This is a genomic window from Thiocapsa sp., assembly GCF_022340925.1.
Lineage (GTDB): Bacteria > Pseudomonadota > Gammaproteobacteria > Chromatiales > Chromatiaceae > Thiocapsa.
The window spans coordinates 1-3,955 of sequence record NZ_JAJDNA010000129.1; the positions used below are offsets into that span (position 1 = coordinate 1).

A 3,955-nucleotide genomic window follows, 5' to 3' on the forward strand; every position below is an offset into this window, starting at 1 on the left:
GCGCCGGGCCACGACCCGGATCGGCGGGTAAGAGTAACAAAGCACCCCTGCGAAGACAAACCCCGCCGGCCCCTGACGCCAGGCAGGACGGCCGGCGATCGCATCGACCCGGCGGAGCGGGCGTGGCAGACTCCTCACGGGCCCCCGGGCCGGTGCAGCCCGGGCTGCGTCAGAGAATCGCGCAAGGCTCCAAAACCGCTTCAGGGAGATGCTGATTGGTTGGCCATCCTGGCCAACAATCAGGCGGAACCGGAAAACGCGGTTTCCCGGTTCCTTCATTTGCTTGTCGCTGCGTGCTTGAACATGGCGCGGCGTCCTGTCCCGAACGGGAAGCGCTGCATCCTTCAGCGCTGCCTTGAGCTCGCCGAGACCCCATTGTTGGATATGCGCAAAACGACCCCTTCGATCCTACTCCTCGCAACCCTGGCGACGGTCCATCCCGGTCGCCTCGCGGCCGAGCCGCCGTCCCCTGCGGCGGAGCCGAGCGCCTGGACCCGGGCCCTCGAGGCCGCCGGCGAGTGGTGGGAGCGCTCGCGGGCCTTCGCCGATCGCGCGGTCTCGGATGCCCGGGAGGTCTTCACGGACGACCAAGACTTCGGCCGAGTCTGGGAATCCGTGGTTCCCAAGCTGGACGAGACACTGCTGCTGGAGGAGCGCCAGGGCGAGCTCCCGGAGAAGACCTGGATCGGGACAGACCAGCGCTCCAATCGCGCGGCCATCAACGCCCTGCTCGACGAGGCGGTGCAGATCCTGTCCATCTCCCCGATCCAGGATTATCGCGAGCGCATCCGGGCCCTGCAGTCCGACATCGAGCGCGCGCGTGCCGAGATCGCCGACGCGCGTCAGAAACGGGTCGCCGCCCCGTCCGAATCGACCATCAAGAAGACGGTCGCCGACTACGATCGGATGATCGAGACGCGCGAACGCGACATCGATCGGCTGAATCAGGACCTGGCCGCCGTCAGGCGGACCTTCGCCACCGAGCTGGGACAGATGGGCCTTGACCTCGGTGAGGATCAGGTCGAGTTCCTGCTCTCGACCGTGGTCGGCGACAACATGGTCGACCTCGGCGTCCTGTTCGACAACGTCAAGGCCATCACCGCGCAGCTCGAGGAGCTGGTGGCGCAGAGCGGGGAGGACCTCCAGGGCGCGAAGCGCTACTACGGCCTCTATGTGATCCTGCTGCAGGCCCTGAGCCGGATGCACCTGCAGATCGAGGAGGCGATCGGCGAGCAGTACGTCCCGCAGATCGACAGCATCATCGCACGGGCGCAGGAGCTCTCCGGCGAGACCCGTCGCTTGCAGCGCGAGGCCCCCGCGCGGCGGGATCTCCTTGCGGCCAACCTGGCCGCCCAGCAGATGACCATCGAGGCCGCGACCATCTACCGCCGGTATCTCAAGGATCAGGCGACACAGGTGCGCCAGGCCCGCAACGAGCTGGAGAAGGATATCGCGGCGGCCTGGAACACCTATGAGACGGTTCGGGTCTCAGGTGAGCTGGTCAGCCTGGTCCGGTCCAGTCAGCAGCTGCTCGAGGGACTCATGAACCGCCAGGTCCCTGCCCTGCGGCCCTTCGAGAACCTCGAGATGCAGCGGGAGTTCCAGAAGCTGACCGAGCAGCTGCGTGCCGAGGGCCGCGGTTGAGTGCGCGCCGGCACGCCTGCAGTGGGAGTGAAGTGAGAAGATGAAGATCGCCCGTTTTCGCGACCCGCAGGGCCGCATCCATCACGGCGTCCCGGTCGACGCCGCGCGCGCGCGCCGACTCGGCGGCCACCTCTTCGAGGGACTGATCGAGACCACGGACGAGCTGGTGGTGGAGCGCTGGCTCGCGCCGGTCTTGCCGATCAACATCTACGGCATCGGGCTCAACTACCGCGCGCATGCCGAGGAGACCGGGGCCGAGATCCCCACGCAGCCGGTGGTCTTCATGAAGCCCACCACAGCGATCGTCGACCCGCAGCAGCCCATCCTGCTTCCGCGCGCCTGCGACCGGGGTCCCGAGGTCGATTACGAGGCCGAGCTGGCGGTGGTGATCGGGCGCAAGGCGCGCGACGTGCCGATCGACTCGGCGCTCGACTGCGTGCTGGGCTACACCTGCGCCAACGACGTGTCGGCGCGCCGCTGGCAGAAGCAGGGCGGCGGCGGCCAATGGATCCGCGGCAAGAGCTTCGATACCTTCTGCCCCCTCGGTCCGGTCCTGGTCACCCGCGACGAGATCCCCGACCCGCAGACCTTGGCGGTCACCTGCACCCTGAACGGCGAACGGGTCCAGACCGGCCATACCAGCGACATGATCTTCAGCGTGGCCGAGCTGATCGCCTTTCTGAGCCGCGACACCACGCTCCTACCGGGCACCCTGATCGTCACGGGCACACCGCCCGGGGTCGGCTTCGCGCGCACGCCGCCCCGTTTCCTCCAGAACGGAGACCGGGTGGCCGTCGCGATCGAGCGCATCGGCACCCTCGAAAACCCGGTCCGCGCGGCACCGGCTGACGCCGAGGCATGAGTCATGCCTCAATCCGGAAGGTGATGAGCGCCATACCTCAGCTGATCCCCGGCGTGCCCTCCCTGGCACCGGGCCCAGGAAGTCCCCCGGAACATGTCCGGGGCAGCCTCTGCCGGGGCGACGAGGCAGTCTGGTCGATCACGCCGTCATTCCGCCTGGGACACGAGCCCCCCCAGCGGGACGTAGCCGAAGACGATGTCCCCTTCGGTGCCGTCGTCGAGCGCGATCTTGCCGATCCCGTTGCGGCCATCGCTGGCGCGGATGATATCGGCCCAGCCGCTGCGCCCGTCGTCGCAATAGACATCGAAGAGTGCGTCCACCGAGCCCCTGAAGACGTCGTAGCCGCCGCGGCAGTGGTGCCGTCCGTTCGAGACACGGAAACTGGCAGCGAAGGGCGACGAACGGTAGTCGCCGAGGTAGATGTCCCCGTCCATGAGGACCGCGAAAGGACCCGAGGTGGAGCCGCCCGGGGGGAGTCGCTCCAGCCGAGCTTCATCGATGTCGTCCAGCACACGACTTGCACAAGAGGAATAGGACTCGAGGTCCAGATGCGCGCAGAGGCGCTCGGCATAGTCCATGGGCGAGACATTGGTGGTGATCGCGCCCAGATGATTCGGCGGCACCAGAGCGCAGCCTCCGAGCAGGATCGACAGCAGGGCAACAAGAGGTGGTCGGTTCATGGGCATCCTCCGCGCAAAACGACCGGCAAGCGTCACGCGCCGGACAGGCGAGAGTGGACACCGCCCGCGTCCGCTGTCGGGCCTGCCGCACTCGCATCCCTGCCTGTCTGGCTCGGCATCAGTTTAGGCCCTTTCGGCCCGATCCGGGGAGCTATTTCGGCGCGCCGGGGGCAGGCCGGGGGGCGATTCGGCGGCCCACGCGATGCCGCATCTCGCAAACTGGACGCCAACACCCTGCACCTTCGCCGACTTTGCGGCTACAGTTGTCACCATGGCGAGCCCCGGATGGGGCTGCCGAGCACCTCGATCCGAAACCCGACATGGAGCGACGCAGGGATGTACCCATGCCCCCCCTACACAGCACCAAGGCGTTGCGTGACCCACGGCCGAATCGGCCGCACGAAGCGCACGATCTCCTTCCTGACCCTTCTCGCCTTCCTCCCGCTGCTCGGAGGCTGCTCGCGCCCCTTGGTCCTGGACGCCACCCTCCCGCAGCAGATCAACGAGCTCGGCTGCATCAGCGACTGCCGGGCGACCAAAGACCAGTGCGATGCCGATGCCCGTGTCGACTATCGCCAGTGCCAGGCCGGCTACGGCGAGGCATTCAGAGACTATCGCTGGTGCCTGGCATCGAGCTTCGAGCGCAGTGAGTGTGGCTATCCCTGGTGGTCCTGCGCCGAGAACCTCCATGGCTACTGCGCCAATCGCGCAGCGGAATGCGAGGAGGGCTGCCGCTCCGCGCGGCCCGCAGGCTGAGCCCGGAAGCTGC

The 3,955-nt window shown here is 67.6% G+C and carries 4 protein-coding genes; 3 read left to right on the forward strand and 1 reads right to left on the reverse strand.

Annotated elements, in window-relative coordinates:
- Positions 1 to 384: 384 nt before the first annotated feature.
- The gene (locus LJE61_RS14795) at positions 385 to 1,644 is read left to right on the forward strand and encodes a hypothetical protein (protein WP_296918838.1); all 1,260 of its coding nucleotides are present in this window, start codon (positions 385 to 387) and stop codon (positions 1,642 to 1,644) included.
- Between the two features lie 40 nt (positions 1,645 to 1,684).
- Positions 1,685 to 2,506 carry a fumarylacetoacetate hydrolase family protein gene (locus LJE61_RS14800; RefSeq protein WP_296911962.1) on the forward strand — a complete coding sequence of 274 codons (822 nt, stop codon included), beginning with the start codon at positions 1,685 to 1,687 and terminating at the stop codon, positions 2,504 to 2,506.
- A 146-nt stretch (positions 2,507 to 2,652) separates the two neighbouring features.
- Here the strand turns inward: LJE61_RS14800 and LJE61_RS14805 are convergent, their stop codons facing one another.
- Positions 2,653 to 3,186: a hypothetical protein gene (locus LJE61_RS14805; RefSeq protein ID WP_296911959.1), complete on the reverse strand. Its 534-nt coding sequence runs from the start codon at positions 3,184 to 3,186 to the stop codon at positions 2,653 to 2,655.
- Positions 3,187 to 3,522: 336 nt separating this feature from the next.
- On the opposite strand from LJE61_RS14805, the gene LJE61_RS14810 reads away from it, so the two are divergent.
- Positions 3,523 to 3,942 (forward strand): hypothetical protein, encoded by a 420-nt coding sequence (locus LJE61_RS14810; protein ID WP_296918836.1) that lies wholly within the window; start codon positions 3,523 to 3,525, stop codon positions 3,940 to 3,942.
- Positions 3,943 to 3,955: the final 13 nt, after the last annotated feature.